This is a genomic window from Paraoerskovia sediminicola, from assembly GCF_030296575.1.
Lineage (GTDB): Bacteria > Actinomycetota > Actinomycetes > Actinomycetales > Cellulomonadaceae > Paraoerskovia > Paraoerskovia sediminicola.
Genome location: NZ_AP027729.1, coordinates 432732 through 450144, shown reverse-complemented (window position 1 = coordinate 450144; position 17413 = coordinate 432732). Strand labels below are relative to the sequence as shown.

Genomic DNA, 17413 nt, shown 5'->3' with positions numbered 1-17413 from the left:
CTCTGGCCGGGGACGCCGCCCGCGGTCGGGCCCGCGACGGTGAGAGAATCGCAGCCGTGACCACCGCCCCCGGCAGCTCGCCCACCCCGAGCCTCGACTTCCCCGCACGCGTCGTGGTGGACCTCGACGCGATCGCCCGGAACGTCGGGGCGCTGGCGGGGCACGCCCCGTCGGCCCAGGTGATGGCCGTCGTCAAGGCCGACGCGTACGGCCACGGCCTGGTCCCGTCGGCGCGGGCGGCGCTCGCGGGCGGTGCGACGTGGCTGGGAGCCGCGCAGGTCCCCGAGGCGCTGGCGTTGCGCGCGGCGGGGATCACGCCGTCCGACGCTCGGGTCCTGACGTGGCTCTACGCTCCCGGGGCGCCGCTCGACGCGGCGCTGGAGGCCGACGTCGACGTGTCCGTCCACGCGGCGTGGGCCCTCGACGAGGTCGTCGCGGCAGCGCGGGCGACGGGTCGGACGGCGCGGGTCCACCTCAAGGTCGACACCGGCCTCGGGCGCAACGGGCTCACGCCCGCCGACCTCGCCGACCTGCTCCCCGCGGCCCGGCAGGCCGAGGCGGACGGCGCGGTGCGCCTGGTGGGCGTCTGGTCGCACCTCGCGTTCGCCGACGACCCGGGCAACCCGACCGTGCTGCACCAGGCGGAGGTCTTCGACGACGCCGTGCGCCTCGTGGAGGCGGCGGGCGCGGGGCTCGAGGTCCGGCACCTCGCGAACTCCGCCGCGACCCTCACCGCACCGCGCATGCACTACGACCTCGTGCGGCCGGGTATCGCGGTCTACGGGATCTCGCCGGTACCGCAGGTGTCGGACTCCGTGGCCTACGGGCTGGTGCCCGCGATGACCTTCGAGGCCGAGCTCGCCAACGTCAAGCGCGTCGGTGCGGGGCACGGCGTCTCCTACGCCCACCGCTACACGACGGCCCAGGACACGATGCTCGGCGTCGTGCCCGTCGGGTACGCGGACGGCGTCCCGCGGCACGCGTCGGGCGACCTGCCCGAGCGCCCGGGCGGCCCGGTCCTCGTGGGTGGCACGGCCGACGAGCTCGGGTCGGACGGCGCGGCGCGCGTGCTGCGCGTCGCCGGACGGGTGTGCATGGATCAGCTCGTGCTCGACCTCGGTCCGTGGGCGACCGAGCAGGCGGGCGACGTGGTCACGCTCTTCGGCGCGGGCACGGGGCTCGCGCGGGGCGGCGCCCCGACCGCGCAGGACTGGGCGGACGCCGCGGGCACGATCGCGTACGAGATCGTCACCAGGGTCGGGACGCGGGTCCCGAGGGTGTATGTGGACGGGACGAAGGAGGTCCGGTGACCGAGGGACGGACGAACGACAGGGGCGCGGCGACCGAGGTGACCCTCGAGCTCGCGGACGCCGACGCGACCCGCGACCTCGGCCGGAGGCTGTCCGGGCTGCTGCGGGCCGGTGATCTGGTCGTGCTGACCGGGGACCTCGGGGCGGGCAAGACGACCATGACGCAGGGCCTGGGCGCCGGCCTCGGTGTCCGGGGGCAGGTCGCGTCGCCGACGTTCGTCGTCGCGCGCGAGCACCCGCCGCTCGGCGACGGGCCTGCGCTCGTGCACGTCGACGCCTACCGGCTCGGCGGTCTGGACGACCTCGACGCCCTCGATCTCGACTCGAGCCTGGACGACGCCGTCACGGTGGTCGAGTGGGGCGAGGGCCTCGCGGACGTGCTCAGCGAGGACCGGCTGGAGATCTCGATCGCGCGGCCGCGCGGCGGGGTCGTGGACGCCAGCGACGCCGACACGGACCGGCTCGAGGCGGGGGTGCGGCGCGTCGTGCTCCGCGCCGTCGGGCCCCGCTGGTCCGGTGCCCACGCGCTCGCCGGGCTGCGGGCCCTCACCCGCTGAGTCGCCGTATCCTGGGGGCGTGATCCTCTCGATCGACACCTCGGCGGCCGTGGCCGCGGCGCTCCTGGACGACGACGGTGCGGCGCTCGCCGCGGCGAGCGTCCCGGAGCAGCGACGCCACGCCGAGCTGCTGGCCCCCATGATCTCCGGACTCCTGGACGAGGTCGGTGCGCGGCCGACGGACGTGACGACCGTCGTGGCCGGGACCGGCCCCGCCCCGTTCACCGGCCTGCGGGTGGGGCTCGTGACGGCGCGGACCTTCGGGCTCGCCCGCGGCGTCCCCGTGCTCGGGGTGGCGAGCCTCGACGCGATCGCCGCCGACGCGGTCCCCGCGCTCGGGCTCGGGGTCGGCGACCGGGTGCTGGCGACCTCCGACGCGCGGCGCAAGCAGGTCTACTGGGCCCGGTACTCGGTCACCGCGACGGCTTCGACGGGCGCGACAGCCGGCGTCGCGCGGCTGGAGCGGACCGACGGCTACGACGTCGGCCCGGCCACCGACCTCGCCGGCCCGGGCGGTCTCGCCGAGGGTGCGGCGGTCGTCGGGCAGGGCACGGTCCTGTACCCGGACGCGCTCGGGGCGTCGGACGGCGCCCCGCTCGTCCCCGACCCCGTCACCCTCGCGCGGCTCGCGCTGGACCGCCGGGCGGCCGGGGAGGAGCTGGGGACCGAGCCGCTGTACCTCCGTCGTCCGGACGTGCAGGTGCCGGCACCGCGCAAGCGGGCGGTGGCGCCCGCAGAGGCGAGCCGATGAGCACGGACCCGACGACGGACGGGACGCCCGTGTTCGGGACGCCTCCGGTCGCAGGCGGCACCGACGGGCCGGAGGGTGCGCCGTTCGAGATCCGGCTGCGCCCGCTCGAGGCCGCGGACCTGCGCCGTGTCGAACGGCTCGAGCAGGTGCTGTTCGGGCGGAGCGCCTGGACGTACGGCATGCTCGCCGACGAGCTCGGCGGGCTCGGCCGCTGGTACGTCGCCGCGGAGCCCGAGCGCCCGTACGCCGCCGGACGTCAGGACGTCGTGGGGTACGCGGGCCTGTGGTTCGACGGTGACGTCACGCAGGTGATGACCCTCGGCGTCGATCCGGAGGTCCAGCACCAGGGCGTGGGCCGGCTGCTCCTCGAGGCGTTGATCTCCAGGTCCCGCGACCTGCGCGCCGAGGCGGTGCTGCTCGAGGTCGCGGTGGACAACGTCCCCGCGCTCAACCTGTACGCGAGCTACGGGTTCGTGCAGATGGGGTTGCGCAAGAAGTACTACTGGCCCGAGGGGACGGACGCCTACACGATGCGGCTCGAGCTGCAGACGCGCGCCGCGCCGTCGCCCGGACCTGTCGGGTCGGACGTGCTGTGAGCCGCACGGACGTGCTCGTGACGGTCGACGAGCTCGCGCTCGCGCTGGGCGCGCACGACCCGGGCCGCGTGCCGCCCGTGCTCCTCGACGTCCGGTGGGAGCTCGGCCGCGACGACGGCCACGAGCGCTACCTCGAGGGTCACCTGCCGGGCGCCGTCTACGTCCCGCTCGAGACCGAGCTCGCCGGCCCGCCGTCGCCCGCGCAGGGTCGGCACCCGCTCCCGGCACCGGGGGACCTCCAGGACGCGGCCCGGCGCTGGGGCGTCACCGGTACCTCGCCGGTCGTCGTCTACGACTCCGTCGGCGGCACGTCGGCGGCCCGGGCCTGGTGGCTGCTGCGCTGGGCGGGTCACGCCGACGTGCGCATCCTCGACGGTGGCGTCGCCGCGTGGCAGGACGCCGGGCTGAGCACGGAGACGGGGAGGTGACCCCCGAGCGCGGGGACGTCGTCCTGCACCCGGGATCCGTCCCGACGCTGGACGCCGACGGCGCGGCCCGGCTGGCGACGTCCGGCACCCTGCTCGACGCGCGCGCGGGTGCCCGATACCGCGGGGAGGTCGAGCCCGTGGACCCCAGGGCCGGGCACGTCCCGCACGCCGTGAGCGCGCCGACCGCCGACAACCTCGACGCCCGAGGACGGTTCCTGGACGACCGGGCGCTGCGCGAGCGGTTCGCCGCGCTGGGGGTCGGGGCGGACGCCGCGGACGGCGCCCCGGGCCAGGTCGGCGTCTACTGCGGCTCCGGGGTCACGGCGGCGCACGAGATCGCCGCGCTCGCGGCGATCGGCATCCGCGCGGCGCTCTACCCGGGCTCGTGGTCGCAGTGGTCGTCCGACCCGGACCGCGAGGTCGCGGTCGGCGCCTGAGGTCAGACGGTCGCGCTGACCTCGTCGAACGCGAGGCGCTCCTGGCGCGGGCGCGACGCGCCCTCGGCCGCCGGGGTCCCGACGTTGATCACGAGCTGCGACTGCCAGCCGTTGTCGGCGAAGAACTCGGCGTCGACGCCGGCGTGGTCGAACCCGCCCATGGCGCCGACGTGCAGGCCGGCGGCGCGCAGGCCGACGATCAGGTAGCCGATCTGGATGTTGGTGGACTGCGTCGCCATCGGCGCCCGCCCGGCGGTGCCCGCCTCGGCGAAGCGCTCGCGCCCGCCCTCCATGTGCGGCGCGAGGCGCGGCAGGTGCTCGTGGAAGTCCGTGTCGGCCGCGACGACGACCGTCAGGGGCGCGGCGAGGACACGGGCGCGGTTGCCCTCGGCCATGTGCCCGGCGAGGCGCTCGCGTGCCTCGGGGCTGCGGACGAGGAGGATGCGCAGCGGCACCGTGTTCATCGCGGTCGGGCCCCAGCGCACGAGGTCGTAGGCGGCCTGGACCTGCGCGTCCGCGACGTCGCCGTCGGCGAAGCCGTTGACGGTACGCGCCTCCGTGAACAAGAGGGCCGCGGTCGCGGGGTCGATCAGGAGGCCGGTGGTGTCGGGGATCTCGGTCGCGTCGAGGGTCTCGGTCGTCATGACGTGCTCAACCGGGGCCGGCGGGCCGCGTGTTCCCCCGCGTCGTGTGAATCGGGTCACCCGGTCGGGCCGACTATCCTCGGGGCATGGCATCAGGCGACCCCCTCGTCCTCGGCATCGAGACCTCCTGCGACGAGACCGGCGTCGCGCTGGTGCGCGGCGACGAGCTGCTCTTCGACGCGGTCGCGAGCTCGATGGAGGAGCACGCGCGCTACGGCGGCATCATCCCCGAGGTCGCCTCGCGCGCCCACCTGGAGGCGATGGTGCCGACCGTCGAGCGGGCGCTCGCGGAGTCCGGGGTGACGCTCGAGCAGGTGGACGCGATCGCGTGCACCGCCGGGCCCGGGCTCGTGGGCCCCCTCACGATCGGTACGGCCGCCGCCAAGTCGCTGGCGCTGGCGCTCGGCAAGCCGCTGCACGGGGTGAACCACGTCATCGGTCACGCGGCGGTCGACCAGCTGGTCCACGGGCAGTTCCCGGACCGGGTGATGGCCCTCGTGGTCTCGGGCGGACACTCGTCGCTCCTCCTGGTGGACGACGTCGCGACGTCGGTCACCGAGCTGGGGTCGACCCTCGACGACGCGGCGGGCGAGGCGTTCGACAAGGTCGGTCGGCTCCTGGGCCTGCCCTACCCGGGCGGACCCCACATCGACCGGCTGGCGCGCGACGGCGACCCGACCGCGATCCGGTTCCCGCGCGGCCTCACCGCCCGCAAGGACCAGGAGAAGCACGCCTACGACTTCTCGTTCTCCGGCCTCAAGACGGCGGTGGCGCGGTGGGTCGAGACGCGCGAGGACGCCGGCGAGGAGATCCCGGTCAACGACGTCGCGGCGTCCTTCGCCGACGCCGTCGCCGACGTCCTGACCGCGAAGACGATCGCGGCCTGCCACCGCCACGACGTGGGGACCCTCGTCGTCGGCGGAGGGTTCTCGGCGAACAGCCAGCTCCGCGAGATGGCGGCGCAGCGGTGCGCCGAGGCGGGCATCGAGCTGCGGATCCCGCCGATCAGGTTCTGCACCGACAACGGCGCGATGATCGGTGCGCTCGGGTCGGCCGTCGTGCGCGCGGGGCTGCCGCCCTCGTCGCTCGACATCGGGGTCGACTCCTCGATGCCGCTGACCACCGTCAGCGTCTGATCTCCGCGCGTCCGACCCCTACAGCGGCCGGTCGGCCCGCATCTCCTTGACGAGCGACGCGACGACCGCGTCCAGCTCACCGGCGTTCTTGCGGGCCACGGCGCGCTGACGTTGGTACGACGCACCGCGACGCAGCGTGACCTTGAGGTCCGCGAGCTCGGCGGAGCAGCCCAGGCGCTCGGCGACCGGGGCGAGCTCGCCGATGAGGCGCGCGACGTCGTCGGTCACCAGGCCCTCGTTGCCCTCCGCGTCGAGGATGATGATCGCGTCCATGCCGTAGCGCGCCGAGCGCCACTTGTTCTCCTGCAGGAACCACGCGGGCAGGGCCGGGAGCTCGCGACCCTCGTCGATCATCGTCGAGAAGTGCTCGACCAGGCAGTGCGTGAGCGCCGAGATGGCGCGCAGCTCGGTGAGGTTCGTGATGCCGTCGCAGATCCGCATCTCGAGGGTGCCGAACTTCGGTGACGGTCGGATGTCCCAGCGCACCTCGTCGAAGCCGTCGATCACGCCGGTGTGCATCATGTCGCCGACGTAGTGCTCGAGCTCGGACCACTCGGCGAACTGGAACCCGAGCCCCGCCGTCGGCAGCTGCTGGAACATCAGCGCCCGGTTCGAGGCGTACCCGGTGTCCTCACCGCCCCAGAACGGTGACGACGCCGACAGGGACTGGAGGTGCGCGAACACCGTGTGCATCGCGCGCTGGATCGGCAGGACCTTGGCCCGGTCCTCGATGCCGACGTGCACGTGCACCCCGTAGATGAGCATCTGGCGACCCCACCACTGGGTGCGGTCGATGAGCGTGTTGTACCGCTGCTTGTCCGTGACGCGCTGGTGGTCCCAGCGTCCGAAGGGGTGCGTGCCCGCGCACATCAGCTCCACGCGGAGCGGGTCGGTCACCTCACGGATCCGCCCGATCGACTCGGCGAGGTCGTCCGCGGCCTCGCGGACCGTCTTCGAGGGCCGGCTGATCACCTCGACCGTGTTGAGCAGGAGCTCTTGCGCGATGTTCGGGTCGGGGCTCCCGTCCTCACGGCGTACGCCCTCGAGGACCGTGTTGGCGACCTGGCGCAGGTCGCCCGAGTCCGCGTCGACGAGGGCGAGCTCCCACTCGATCCCGACCGACGACCGTCCGGACTCCGCGAAGGGGAGGGTGAGCTGCTCCTGCCGACCGGTCATGGACGGTCCTCTCGCGTGCTGGCCAGGGCTTGCGGGAACCCCGTGCGGGGCTCGCCGTCAGCCTACGGTCGACGCGCGGTCTTCGCGGCCCCGAGGGACGCGGGCCCCGCGCTCATCTGCCGGTGAGCGGCTCGACCACGATGACCTGCTGGGCGCCGCCGACCCGCGTGAGCACGATCGTGCCCTCCTGCGAGCCCTTGAGGTCGAGCTGCTTGCGGAGCTGCTCGGGCACGACAGCGGTGCCGCGCTTCTTGATCGTCAGCCGGCCCACGTCGCGTTCGCGCAGGTAGGCGCGCAGCCGCTTGAGTCCGAAGGGCATCACGTCGAGGACCCGGTACCCGGTCGCGAGGCCCGCGCCGAGGCCGTTCGGCCCGACCGGGGCGGGGGAGTCGGTCGTGACGTACGCGATGGTGCGGTCCACGAGCCGCCCGCCCAGGGCGAGCGCGGCGTGGGCGACGAGACCTGCGCGCACGACCGCGCCGTCCGGCTCGTAGAGGTAGGCGCCGACCCCTCCCGCGTCCGGGACGACCTCCGGGGACCCGGCGTCCTGCCGCACGGACTGCGCGACGGTGCGCGCGACCGTCTGCCCGGCGCCGTCGTCCTCGCGGACCGTGCGCAGGACGAGCGCACACCGCCCCGGCCCGTCCGGGGCGAGGGGGCCGAACCACAGCCCGGCCTCGACCACGTCCCCGTCCACCGAGACCCACTGAGCCTCGGCGTCCTGGGGAAGGCCGTTGTGCGAGATCCCGGGGCCGACCTTGATGCCGACGGCGGGCACCTGGTCCCGCAGCGCCCAGACCGCGTCGAGCGGCGGCGCGTACGCGCGGGGGTCGAAGACGCGCGACCCGGAGCGGGTGCGCCGCGCGGGGTCGGCGAACACGCCGTCGACGCCCTCGGCGGCCAGGTCGAGCGCGAGCCCGTCCCCGTGCCGGACGACGGCCTCGGGCTGGTGACGCAGGTTCACCGTGGCGAGGGCGGCGGTCGGCTCGTCGACATCGGTCGCGAGGACCCGCAGGCCGGACCCGGCGAACGCCATCGCGTCGCCGCCGAGCCCGCAGGTCAGGTCGGCGACGTGGGTGACGCCCGCGCCGACGTAGCGCTGCGCGTGCCGGGCGGCGACCACGAGCCGCGTCGCCTGCTCCAGGCCCGCCTGGGTGAAGAGCATCCCGGCCGCGAACTCGCCGAACTTCTCGCGGCCCTTGGCGCGCAGCCGGGACTGCGTCATCGCGGCGGCGGCGAGCCCGGGGTCGACGCCCTGCGCGCGCAGCCCGGCAGCCAGGGTCATCGCCTGCTTCTCGTCGTACGGGGGAGCGCGTTGAGCAGGGCCCAGCCGTCGGGGTGCAGCAGCTTGGTGAGGGAGTCAGCGGCCTCGGCATCCATCCGAGAATCCTTGCACGGGCAGGTCGGCGGAGGTCCGCGAGGCATTCGGGGACGTCTCTCTGCGCCCTCGGCGGAACGCTGGCACTCGTGTTGACCGAGTGCTAATCAGGCGCCTAGATTTGACCGTGGGTCACGCGGCCCGGCGGCACCGCCGTCGACGCAGCGTCGCCCCGTGCACCACCCAGGCAGGTCGACCCCCGCGACGGCGGCCGGTCCAGGGAGTGCGGCCCCATCCGTTGCAGTTCTCTCGCGAAAGGGGAGGTCCGACGTGTCGGTCTCCATCAAGCCGCTCGAGGATCGGATCGTCGTCAAGGCCCTCGAGGCCGAGACCACGACCGCATCCGGTCTCGTCATCCCGGACACCGCCAAGGAGAAGCCCCAGGAGGGCGAGGTCCTTGCCGTGGGCCCGGGCCGTGTCGACGACAACGGCAACCGCGTCCCCGTCGACGTCGCCGTGGGTGACAAGGTCATCTACAGCAAGTACGGCGGCACCGAGGTCAAGTACGACGGCCAGGACCTCCTGGTCCTCTCGGCGCGCGACGTGCTCGCCGTCGTCGTGAGCTGACGCTCTCGACATCACGAAGCCCCCGCGACCTCGATGGTCGCGGGGGCTTCGGCGTTCTCGCGGGGTCAGCCCGCCTGCTGGGCGAGGATCGCGCTGCGCTCGTCCTCGGAGAGCCCGCCCCAGACGCCGTACGGCTCCCGGACGCGCAGCGACTGCTCGCGGCACTGCATCATGACCGGGCACGCGTGGCAGATCGCCTTGGCGGCCTCGGCGCGGCGGCGACGGGTCGACCCGCGCTCGCCCTCCGGGTGGAAGAAGAGGGTGTCGTCCTGGTCGCGGCAGGACCCCTGGTACTGCCACTCCCACAGCTCCATCACCGGACCGGGCAACCTCGAGATCTCTGTCATGGCGGTAAACCTACAAGCGTTGCAGAAGTTGTTCAAGGGGCAGTTCTGAACAACTTCGACTGTTCAGCCCTTGTTCACCCAGCGGCCGCCCCATCACGATTCGTGCAGAAGGTGCGGGGTGCGGTGGCAGCGGGTCATCACGCTCGGCACAATCGAGGCATGACACCTCCCGATCCCACCTCTCGCGACGGCGACGGTGGTGGGACGGACTCGGGTGCCCTCGGGCACTCGCTGACGGTGGCCGCCGTCGCCCGCCGCCTGGGGGTGGCCCCGGCGACGCTGCGCACCTGGGACCGGCGCTACGGGCTCGGCCCGTCGAGCCGCACCGCCGGATCCCACCGCCGGTACACGGGGGACGACGTCGCCCGGCTGCTCGTCATGCGCGGGCTCACGATCGAGGGCGTCGCGCCGGTCGACGCCGCCGCGTCGGCGCTCGAGGCCGACGTGAGCGAGATCGACCCCTGGGGCGACGGCGGCGGCATGCTCGGGGCCGTGCGGGCCGCCGGGCAGCCCCAGGACGCCGCGCAGAAGTCCGAGCGCGGGGACGCGTCCGACCGCGACGCCGATCCTGCCGGTGACGACGCAGCCGACGGCGACACCGGCCGCGCGCGGCGGTCCGGTCTCGCGCCGGTCGGTGCCGCGGATGCGCCTCCGCGCGCCGCCGATCCGTCGGCCCCTGGCCGCCCCCGGCTCCGTGCGCTCCCGACGCCCGGGTCCGAGCCGGGCGTCGGCGCCGACGGCGCTCGCGGGCGCGGCGCCCCGCAGGCGCCGTCCAACGCTCCGTCGTCCCACACGCCGTCGGTCTCGGACATCGTGGACGCCGCGATCGCCTACGACCAGGACCTCTGCGACGAGCTCCTGCACATCGACGCCGAGACGGACCCGGGCGTGTGGTGGCCGAACCTCGTGGACCCGGCGTTCCGGCGCCTGCGCGAGCGGACGGTCCTCGCCGGCCCCGGGGAGGACCCGGTGGTCCTGCTCGCCAACGCGACGCTGCACGCGCTGCGCAGGTCGGCGCGCGAGCGCGAGGCGATCGCTGTCGCGGCCGGCGCGCCCCCGGCGAACCACCCGTCCCGGATGCGGCGGATCGTCCTCATCTTCGTCGCCCCGGAGGAGCGTCTGCCCCTCGCCGCGCACGCGCTCGCGGCCGCCCTGGAGTCTCGTGGCGGGACGGCCAAGATCGTGACGGGGCCGGCCAACACGCACCGCTCCCTCGAGATCGTCACCATGGTGCGGCCCGCCGCGGTGGTCGCGGTCACGTCGCTGCAACGCCCGGTCCTCGACGTCGTGGACGCCACCCACGAGGCGAACCCCGAGCTGCCGATCTTCGTCGGGCTCTCCCACGACGCGGTCGAGGCCGAGCTCCCGCTCGCCACGAACGTCCTGCGTGTGCGCAGCTTCACAGGGCTGCTCCACGAGGTCCTCGCCACCGTCGGCTGATCGCGGGTGAACCGGCCCCCGCCGCGGCCGTAGACTCGCGGGGTGAGCGACTCGACCACCGCCCCGGCCCCGACCCACGACCCCTTCGGCTTCATGGGACTGACGTACGACGACGTCCTGCTGCTGCCGAACGAGACCGACGTGATCCCGAGCGAGGTCGACACGACCTCTCGGCTGACGCGTGACATCGAGGTCGCCGTACCTCTCCTGTCGGCCGCGATGGACACGGTCACGGAGTCACGCATGGCGGTCGCGATGGCGCGGCAGGGCGGCATCGGGATCCTCCACCGCAACCTCTCCATCGCGGACCAGGCGCACCACGTCGACCGCGTGAAGCGCTCGGAGTCGGGCATGGTCACCGACCCCGTCACCGTCGGTCCGGAGGCCACGCTCGCGGAGCTCGACGCGCTGTGCGGTCAGTACCGGGTCTCGGGGCTCCCTGTCATCGACGACGACGGGGTGCTGCTCGGGATCATCACGAACCGTGACCTGCGCTTCGTGCCGGCAGGGGACTTCGAGCGGCTCACGGTCCGCGAGGTCATGACATGCATGCCCCTCGTCACCGCGCCCGTGGGGATCAGCAGCGACGACGCAGCCGCACTGCTGAGCCGGCACAAGATCGAGAAGCTGCCGCTGGTGGACGACGGCGGTCGCCTGCGCGGTCTCATCACGGTCAAGGACTTCGTCAAGACCGAGCAGTACCCGAACGCGACGAAGGACGGGGACGGCCGCCTCCGGGTGGGGGCAGCCATCGGCTTCTTCGGTGACGCCTGGGAGCGCGCGACCGCGCTCGCCGAGGCGGGCGTCGATGTGCTGGTCGCCGACACGGCGAACGGTCACGCCCGGCTCCTGCTGGACATGATCAGCAGGCTCAAGGCGGACCCGGCGTTCGCGCACGTGCAGGTCATCGGCGGCAACATCGCCACGCGGGCCGCGGCGCAGGCGCTCGTCGACGCCGGGGCCGACGCGGTCAAGGTCGGCGTCGGCCCCGGCTCGATCTGCACGACGAGGGTCGTCGCAGGAGTCGGCGTACCGCAGGTCACGGCCATCTACGAGGCGGCCAAGGCGTGCAAGCCCGCCGGTGTGCCCGTGATCGGGGACGGCGGGCTCCAGTACTCGGGCGACATCGCGAAGGCGCTCGTCGCGGGGGCGGACACGGTCATGCTCGGCTCGCTGCTCGCGGGCTGCGACGAGAGCCCCGGCGACCTCGTCTTCGTCAACGGCAAGCAGTTCAAGCACTACCGGGGGATGGGCTCGATCGGCGCCATGGCCTCGCGCGGCAAGAAGTCCTACTCGAAGGACCGCTACTTCCAGGCCGACGTCGCGAGCGACGACAAGATCGTCCCCGAGGGCATCGAGGGCCAGGTCCCGTACCGCGGCCCGCTCGGCGCCGTCTCGCACCAGCTCGTCGGCGGTCTCGCGCAGTCGATGTTCTACGTCGGCGCGCACACGATCCCCGAGCTCCAGGAGCGGGGGCGCTTCGTCCGCGTCACGCCGGCCGGGCTCAAGGAGTCCCACCCGCACGACATCCAGATGACGGTCGAAGCGCCGAACTACACGGGCCGCTGAGACCGCGTCACCGGGAGCGCAGGCTCCCGGTGACGGGTCCGGTCAGTCCCGGAACGTCTCGATCTGCGCACCGAGCTCGCGCAGGCGGGCCGCCAGGTCCTCGTAGCCGCGCGCGATGATGTCGACGTTGCGGAGCACGGACGTCCCCTTGGCCGCGAGCATGCCGAGCAGGATGACGACAGCGGGGCGCAGCGCCGGCGGGCAGCTCACCTCCGCGCCGGACCAGCGGGTCGGGCCCGTGACGTCGAGCCGGTGCGAGTCGAGCAGCCGTACGTTGGCGCCCAGGCGGGTGAGGTCGGTGAGGTGGATCGCCCGGCCGTCGTACACCCAGTCGTGGATGAGGGTGCTTCCGGTCGCGCACGCGGCGATCACGGCGAAGAACGGCAGGTTGTCGATGTTCAGCCCGGGGAACGGCATGGGGTGGATCGTCCCGCGCGGGGCCACGAGCTCGCTCGGGTGCACGGTGATGTCCACGAGCCTCGTCCGGCCGTTGCGGGCCACGTACTCGTCCGAGAGCGAGTAGCGCAGACCCATCTCGGAGAGCGTCGTGAGCTCGATCTCCATGAACTCGATCGGCGTGCGCTGGACGGTGATCTCGGAGCCCGTGACGACTCCTGCCGTGAGCAGGCTCATCGCCTCCACCGGGTCCTCCGAGACGGCGTACTCCACGTCGGTGTCGATCTCCTGGACGCCGTGGACCGTGAGGGTCGTCGTGCCGATGCCCTCGATGCGCACGCCCAGGAGCTCGAGGAAGAAGCAGAGGTCCTGGACCATGTAGTTCGGGCTCGCGTTGCGGATCGTGGTGGCGCCGTCGTGGAGCGCGGCGGCCATGAGCGCGTTCTCGGTGACGGTGTCCCCGCGCTCCGTCAGCACCACGGTGATGTCCCCCCGCGTGCGGTCGACGGTGCCGTCGTAGTTGCCCGAGGTCGCGGTCACCTCGAGCCCGAAGTGGCGCAGCGCGCTCATGTGCGGGTCGACGGTCCTGGTCCCCAGGTCGCAGCCGCCGGCGTAGGGGAGGGCGAAGGTGTCCTCGAGGCCGAGGAGGGGGCCCAGGAACATGATGATGGAGCGGGTGCGGCGCGCGGTGTCGGCGTCGATCGCGTCGAGGTCGAGGTGCGCGGGCCGGACGATCACGAGGTCGCGCCCGTTCGGCGACCAGCTCGTGCTGACCCCGATGCTGCGGAGCACGGTGAGGATGCGGTCGACCTCGACGATGCGCGCCACGTCGCGGAGGGTCGTGCGACCGCGGTTCAGCAGCGACGCGCACAGCAGAGCCACGGCGGCGTTCTTCGACGAGTTGACCCGGATCGCCCCCGAGAGCGTCTGGCCGCCCGTCACCCGCAGGTGGGCGTGCTTGGGCGCGCCGATCGTGACGATGTCGGCCGCGAGCGCGTCGCTGACGCGGGCGAGCATGTCGAGGCTGATGTTCTGGGCGCCCTGCTCGATGCGGTGCACGGCGCTCTGGCTCGTGCCCAAGCGGTCGGCGAGCTGGGCCTGGGTCAGACCTTGGTGCTGGCGCGCGCCGCGGATCAGTGCGCCGACCTGGGCGAGGTGCTGCGGAGCCTCTTCGGTGATCGTCATGGCGGCACCGTATCTCAGCGATGAGATACATGACATGGTCTCAGGCGTGTCTCGGGCCTCCTTCACAACATCTGCCGACGATCCCATGCCGTCCGTGATATTTCGTCACACCAGGTCGTAGTAGGGCCACGCCGTGGACGCGCCGGCCCCCTCGAAGCCCTGGCGCCGCCGCCACGCGTTGAAGTCGTCGGCCCACGTGCGGTGTGCGCCGACCTGGAAGCGGTGGATCTCGGCAAGGTCTTTCGTCGAGACCCAGGGGTGGTCCGCGACGATCGCCGCGAGCACGTCCAGCGTCGCCTCGACGTCCACGTCGGCCGAGTGGAGCCCTCCGGCGCCGGCGGTGACGCCGTAGTGCAGGCACAGGTCGCCGAGCCGGCGCTTGCCGTACCGCTTGCGCACCAGCGCGCGGTCCAGGACGAGCGGGTCGATGACCGGCCCGACCTCGTGCCCCAGCCGTTCGCGCAGCGTCGGCAGCGCGTGCCGGCGGAGCTCGGCGTCGAGGATCGACAGGTCGAACGCCGCGTTGTACGCCACGACCGGGGTGTCGGCGCGCAGCGCCGCCACGATCTCGTCGGCGATCTCGTCGAGCGCGGGGGCGGGCGCGCTGCCGTGCGCGCGGGCGTGCGCGGTCGTGATGCCGTGGATGGCGGCCGCCTCGGCGGGGATCTCGACCCCCGGGTCGATCAACCAGGTCCGGGACGACGCGGGCCGCCCCGGCGCGCGGAGCACGAGCGCGGCCGTGACGACGCGGTCGGTCGTCACGTCGACCCCGGTGGTCTCGGTGTCGAACCCGATCAGCGGACCGCTCGTCCAGCCCCCACCGCTCGAACCCGTGTCCCTCGAACCCATGTCCCTCACGCCCTCGCTCCGTCCTGTCGCGCGGCCAGGTTCCGCTGCTGCCGCCGGTCCGGCGTCGCCTCGTCCGACCCTCGGGAACGACTCTCCCAGGAGGCACCGACAACCAGGTCGAGGGCCCGCCGACCGGTAGGCTGACCGCGTGAGCAACGAGATCGAGATCGGCCGAGGCAAGCGTGGGCGTCGTGCCTACTCGTTCGACGACATCGCGGTGGTGCCCTCGAGGCGCACCCGCGACCCGAAGGACGTGTCCGTCGGGTGGCAGATCGACGCCTACCACTTCGAGCTGCCGATCATCGCGGCGCCGATGGACTCGGTGATGAGCCCCGCGACGGCGATCGACTTCGGCCGGCACGGCGGGCTCGGCGTCCTCGACCTCGAGGGCCTCTGGACCCGGTACGAGTCGCCCGAGCCGATCCTCGCGGAGATCGCGAACCTCGAGCCCACCGAGGCGATCCGCCGCATGCAGCAGGTCTACGCAGAGCCCATCAAGCCCGACCTCATCACGGAGCGGCTGCGCGAGATCCGCGCGGCGGGCGTCCCCGTCGCCGGGGCGCTCTCGCCGCAGCGCACGCAGGAGCACTACCAGAGCGTGGTCGATGCGGGCGTCGACCTCTTCGTCATCCGCGGCACGACGGTCTCCGCCGAGCACGTCTCCGGCAACGCCGAGCCGCTCAACCTCAAACGCTTCATCTACGAGCTCGACGTGCCGGTGGTCGTCGGCGGTGCGTCGACCTACACCGCCGCGCTGCACCTGATGCGGACGGGCGCCGCGGGCGTCCTCGTCGGCTTCGGCGGCGGGGCCGCCCACACCACGCGTGTCTCGCTCGGCATCCACGCGCCCATGGCCTCCGCGGTCGCGGACGTCGCGGCGGCGCGCCGCGACTACCTCGACGAGTCCGGCGGCCGGTACGTGCACGTCATCGCCGACGGGGGGTCGGGCACTCCGGCGACCTCGTGAAGGCCGTCGCCTGCGGCGCCGACGCCGTCATGCTGGGTGCCGCGCTCGCGCGCGCCGAGGAGGCCCCCGGGCAGGGGTGGCACTGGGGCCCCGAGGCGCACCACCCGCAGCTCCCGCGTGGTGAGCGTGTCCGCGTCGGGACGGCCGGGACGCTCGAGGAGGTCCTCTTCGGTCCCGGTCGCCAGGCCGACGGCACCCTCAACATCGTCGGCGCCCTGCGGCGCGCGATGGCCACGACCGGGTACTCCGACCTCAAGGAGTTCCAGCGGGTCGAGGTCGTGATCTCGCCCTACCAGCCGCGGTGACGGTGCCCGTCGAGCTCACCGACGTCGCGATCACGGACATCGAGGACTCGGACGTCGAGCAGGTCGTCTCGCTGTGGCGGGAGTGCGGCCTGGTCCGGCCCTGGAACGACCCGTACACCGACATCGCGCAGGCGCGCAGCGGCCCCACCTCCGCGGTGATCGTCGCGCGCTCGGGCGGCGCGGTCGTCGCGTCCGCGATGCTCGGTGTCGACGGTCATCGCGGGTGGGTCTACTACGTTGCCGTCCACGAGAGCCTCCGCGGGCACGGCCTGGGCGGTCGCACGGTCGCCGCGGCGGAGCAGCGCCTGCGACGGCTCGGTGCGCGCAAGGTGCAGCTCATGGTCCGGCGGTCGAACGCGGCGGTCGTCGGCTTCTACGAGCGGCTCGGCTACGAGGACCAGGACACGGCCGTCCTGGGTCGTTGGTTGGGCGACGGGGACGACGCGCGGACGCTCGACCGATCCGTCACCTCCTGAGCGCCGCGATCTCCGCTCCGACGTTCGCGCGGGCCCGGGCCTCCCAGGCCCGCCGGCCCTGATCGGTCCGGTAGAGCGCGGGGCGGGTCAGCAGCGTCTCGAGCACCTCTGCACGAGCGGAAGCGAAGACGTCGTCGGGGACGTGGGCGTACTTCGCGCGCACCTGGCGCGCGTACCGCGCGTAGCGGTCGGACGACGTCCCGAGGATCGCGAGGTCGGCGTCGCACACGAGCGCCCCGGCGAGGTCGGCCGCATCGGGGTCGTGCGTCGCGGTGAGGCGCACGAGACGCGCGACCTCGGCGACGTCGATGGGCTCGAGGAGGGGCGTGAGCGACTCGACTGCGAGCGCTGCCGAGCGCTTCTCGTCGTCCCCGGCGACGCCGTCGTGCACCGCGTCGTGGAACCAGAGCGCGAGGTGGAGGGTCCGGGGTGGGCCCGCGGTGCCGGGCGACTCCGCGAGCAGCTGGTCGAGCGAGTCGAGCACGAACGTCAGGTGCGCCGCGTCGTGGTACGTGCGGTGCGGCTCGTGCCAGCGATCGAGGAGCGACCTGCCGAGCTCGAGCGGCGCCGGGTGCTCCGACGCCCACACCGCCGACCAGCGGCCCAGCAGCGCTGCGTCCTTCGCGGCCCGTCGGTCTCGGCCCGGGACGCGCAGCCCGGACGCGACGAGCCGGCGCGCCAGGTCGCGTCCGCCGACCGGCACCGCCCCGGACGCGACGAGCTCGTCGTACCGGGAGGCCGGCACGTCGTAGTGGTCGAGGTCGAACGCTCGCCGGGCGATCCCGACGGCCCCGGCGAAGCGGTGCAGCTCGTCGAGCGACGTGTCGGAGACGAGGTGCGACCAGAGCGTGCCGTGGGCGGGCCACGAGGGAGGGTCGACGAGGACGGTCACTGGTCGG

At 73.6% G+C, this 17413-nt stretch carries 15 protein-coding genes and 3 pseudogenes; 11 read left to right on the top strand and 7 right to left on the bottom strand.

Translation table 11 applies throughout. The features are described from left to right. The first annotated feature begins 56 nt into the window (after positions 1-56). The 5 genes and pseudogenes from alr to QUE47_RS02175 all read left to right on the top strand — a co-directional run bounded on the left by alr (position 57) and on the right by QUE47_RS02175 (position 4079). A complete protein-coding gene (alr, locus tag QUE47_RS02195; protein WP_286219359.1) occupies positions 57-1310 on the top strand; it encodes an alanine racemase in 1254 nt (417 codons plus the stop codon). After that, positions 1307-1867, top strand: coding sequence for a tRNA (adenosine(37)-N6)-threonylcarbamoyltransferase complex ATPase subunit type 1 TsaE (tsaE, locus tag QUE47_RS02190; RefSeq protein ID WP_286218383.1), 561 nt, complete (start codon positions 1307-1309; stop codon positions 1865-1867). The genes alr and tsaE overlap by 4 nt, the downstream gene beginning before the upstream one ends. A 19-nt stretch (positions 1868-1886) precedes the next feature. Beyond that, the gene (gene tsaB, locus QUE47_RS02185) at positions 1887-2618 is read left to right on the top strand and encodes a tRNA (adenosine(37)-N6)-threonylcarbamoyltransferase complex dimerization subunit type 1 TsaB (RefSeq protein ID WP_286218382.1); all 732 of its coding nucleotides are present in this window, start codon (positions 1887-1889) and stop codon (positions 2616-2618) included. Continuing rightward, on the top strand, positions 2615-3214 hold the full coding sequence (gene rimI / locus QUE47_RS02180) for a ribosomal protein S18-alanine N-acetyltransferase (protein WP_286218381.1): 600 nt from the start codon (positions 2615-2617) through the stop codon (positions 3212-3214). The genes tsaB and rimI overlap by 4 nt, the downstream gene beginning before the upstream one ends. Before the next feature lie 17 nt (positions 3215-3231). Continuing rightward, positions 3232-4079 (top strand): annotated as a pseudogene (locus QUE47_RS02175) (sulfurtransferase). Positions 4080-4081: 2 nt separating this feature from the next. On the opposite strand, the gene QUE47_RS02170 reads toward QUE47_RS02175, so the two are convergent. Continuing rightward, positions 4082-4723: a malonic semialdehyde reductase gene (locus tag QUE47_RS02170; protein ID WP_286218380.1), complete on the bottom strand. Its 642-nt coding sequence runs from the start codon at positions 4721-4723 to the stop codon at positions 4082-4084. Positions 4724-4809: 86 nt separating this feature from the next. On the opposite strand from QUE47_RS02170, the gene tsaD reads away from it, so the two are divergent. Then, a complete protein-coding gene (tsaD, locus tag QUE47_RS02165) occupies positions 4810-5859 on the top strand; it encodes a tRNA (adenosine(37)-N6)-threonylcarbamoyltransferase complex transferase subunit TsaD (RefSeq protein ID WP_286218379.1) in 1050 nt (349 codons plus the stop codon). Positions 5860-5877: 18 nt separating this feature from the next. Here the strand turns inward: tsaD and QUE47_RS02160 are convergent, their stop codons facing one another. Together QUE47_RS02160 and QUE47_RS02155 are read right to left on the bottom strand one after the other, a co-directional pair. Then, positions 5878-7035, bottom strand: a complete 1158-nt coding sequence (locus tag QUE47_RS02160; protein ID WP_286218378.1) for a glutamate--cysteine ligase — start codon at positions 7033-7035, stop codon at positions 5878-5880. Positions 7036-7147: 112 nt separating this feature from the next. Further along, positions 7148-8415: pseudogene (locus QUE47_RS02155) on the bottom strand (class I SAM-dependent methyltransferase). A 268-nt stretch (positions 8416-8683) separates the two neighbouring features. On the opposite strand from QUE47_RS02155, the gene groES reads away from it, so the two are divergent. Further along, a complete protein-coding gene (gene groES, locus QUE47_RS02150) occupies positions 8684-8980 on the top strand; it encodes a co-chaperone GroES (protein ID WP_286218377.1) in 297 nt (98 codons plus the stop codon). A 65-nt stretch (positions 8981-9045) separates the two neighbouring features. Here groES and QUE47_RS02145 read toward each other — a convergent pair whose 3' ends face one another. Continuing rightward, positions 9046-9327, bottom strand: a complete 282-nt coding sequence (locus tag QUE47_RS02145) for a WhiB family transcriptional regulator (RefSeq protein WP_286218376.1) — start codon at positions 9325-9327, stop codon at positions 9046-9048. A 159-nt stretch (positions 9328-9486) separates the two neighbouring features. Here QUE47_RS02145 and QUE47_RS02140 point away from each other — a divergent pair, with 159 nt between their 5' ends. Both QUE47_RS02140 and guaB read left to right on the top strand, forming a co-directional pair. Continuing rightward, a complete protein-coding gene (locus QUE47_RS02140; RefSeq protein WP_286218375.1) occupies positions 9487-10767 on the top strand; it encodes a MerR family transcriptional regulator in 1281 nt (426 codons plus the stop codon). Positions 10768-10860: 93 nt separating this feature from the next. Further along, a complete protein-coding gene (gene guaB / locus QUE47_RS02135; protein WP_286219358.1) occupies positions 10861-12336 on the top strand; it encodes an IMP dehydrogenase in 1476 nt (491 codons plus the stop codon). Between the two features lie 42 nt (positions 12337-12378). On the opposite strand, the gene QUE47_RS02130 is transcribed toward guaB, so the two are convergent. Together QUE47_RS02130 and QUE47_RS02125 are read right to left on the bottom strand one after the other, a co-directional pair. Then, positions 12379-13917 carry a helix-turn-helix domain-containing protein gene (locus QUE47_RS02130; RefSeq protein WP_286218374.1) on the bottom strand — a complete coding sequence of 513 codons (1539 nt, stop codon included), beginning with the start codon at positions 13915-13917 and terminating at the stop codon, positions 12379-12381. 105 nt (positions 13918-14022) lie between these two features. Continuing rightward, complete coding sequence (locus tag QUE47_RS02125; RefSeq protein WP_286218373.1) at positions 14023-14766, bottom strand: exonuclease domain-containing protein; 744 nt, start codon at positions 14764-14766, stop codon at positions 14023-14025. Between the two features lie 148 nt (positions 14767-14914). Between QUE47_RS02125 and QUE47_RS02120 the strand changes: the two are divergent. Together QUE47_RS02120 and QUE47_RS02115 are read left to right on the top strand one after the other, a co-directional pair. Beyond that, positions 14915-16038 (top strand): annotated as a pseudogene (locus QUE47_RS02120) (GuaB3 family IMP dehydrogenase-related protein). Beyond that, a complete protein-coding gene (locus tag QUE47_RS02115) occupies positions 16035-16514 on the top strand; it encodes a GNAT family acetyltransferase (protein WP_286218371.1) in 480 nt (159 codons plus the stop codon). Before QUE47_RS02120 ends, QUE47_RS02115 begins: the two are co-directional and overlap by 4 nt. Here the strand turns inward: QUE47_RS02115 and QUE47_RS02110 are convergent. After that, positions 16504-17406, bottom strand: coding sequence for a DUF4031 domain-containing protein (locus QUE47_RS02110; RefSeq protein ID WP_286218370.1), 903 nt, complete (start codon positions 17404-17406; stop codon positions 16504-16506). The two genes, QUE47_RS02115 and QUE47_RS02110, sit on opposite strands and share 11 nt — an antisense overlap. Positions 17407-17413 lie beyond the last annotated feature (7 nt).

Excerpts from the sequence above, each read along its gene's own strand:
- rimI (WP_286218381.1), top strand. The coding sequence starts at position 2,615 with ATGAGCACGGACCCGACGACGGACGGGACGCCCGTGTTCGGGACGCCT.
- QUE47_RS02170 (WP_286218380.1), bottom strand. The coding sequence starts at position 4,723 with ATGACGACCGAGACCCTCGACGCGACCGAGATCCCCGACACCACCGGC.
- tsaD (WP_286218379.1), top strand. The coding sequence starts at position 4,810 with ATGGCATCAGGCGACCCCCTCGTCCTCGGCATCGAGACCTCCTGCGAC.
- QUE47_RS02160 (WP_286218378.1), bottom strand. The coding sequence starts at position 7,035 with ATGACCGGTCGGCAGGAGCAGCTCACCCTCCCCTTCGCGGAGTCCGGA.
- QUE47_RS02145 (WP_286218376.1), bottom strand. The coding sequence starts at position 9,327 with ATGACAGAGATCTCGAGGTTGCCCGGTCCGGTGATGGAGCTGTGGGAG.
- QUE47_RS02140 (WP_286218375.1), top strand. The coding sequence starts at position 9,487 with ATGACACCTCCCGATCCCACCTCTCGCGACGGCGACGGTGGTGGGACG.
- guaB (WP_286219358.1), top strand. The coding sequence starts at position 10,861 with ATGGGACTGACGTACGACGACGTCCTGCTGCTGCCGAACGAGACCGAC.
- QUE47_RS02130 (WP_286218374.1), bottom strand. The coding sequence starts at position 13,917 with ATGACGATCACCGAAGAGGCTCCGCAGCACCTCGCCCAGGTCGGCGCA.
- QUE47_RS02125 (WP_286218373.1), bottom strand. The coding sequence starts at position 14,766 with ATGGGTTCGAGGGACACGGGTTCGAGCGGTGGGGGCTGGACGAGCGGT.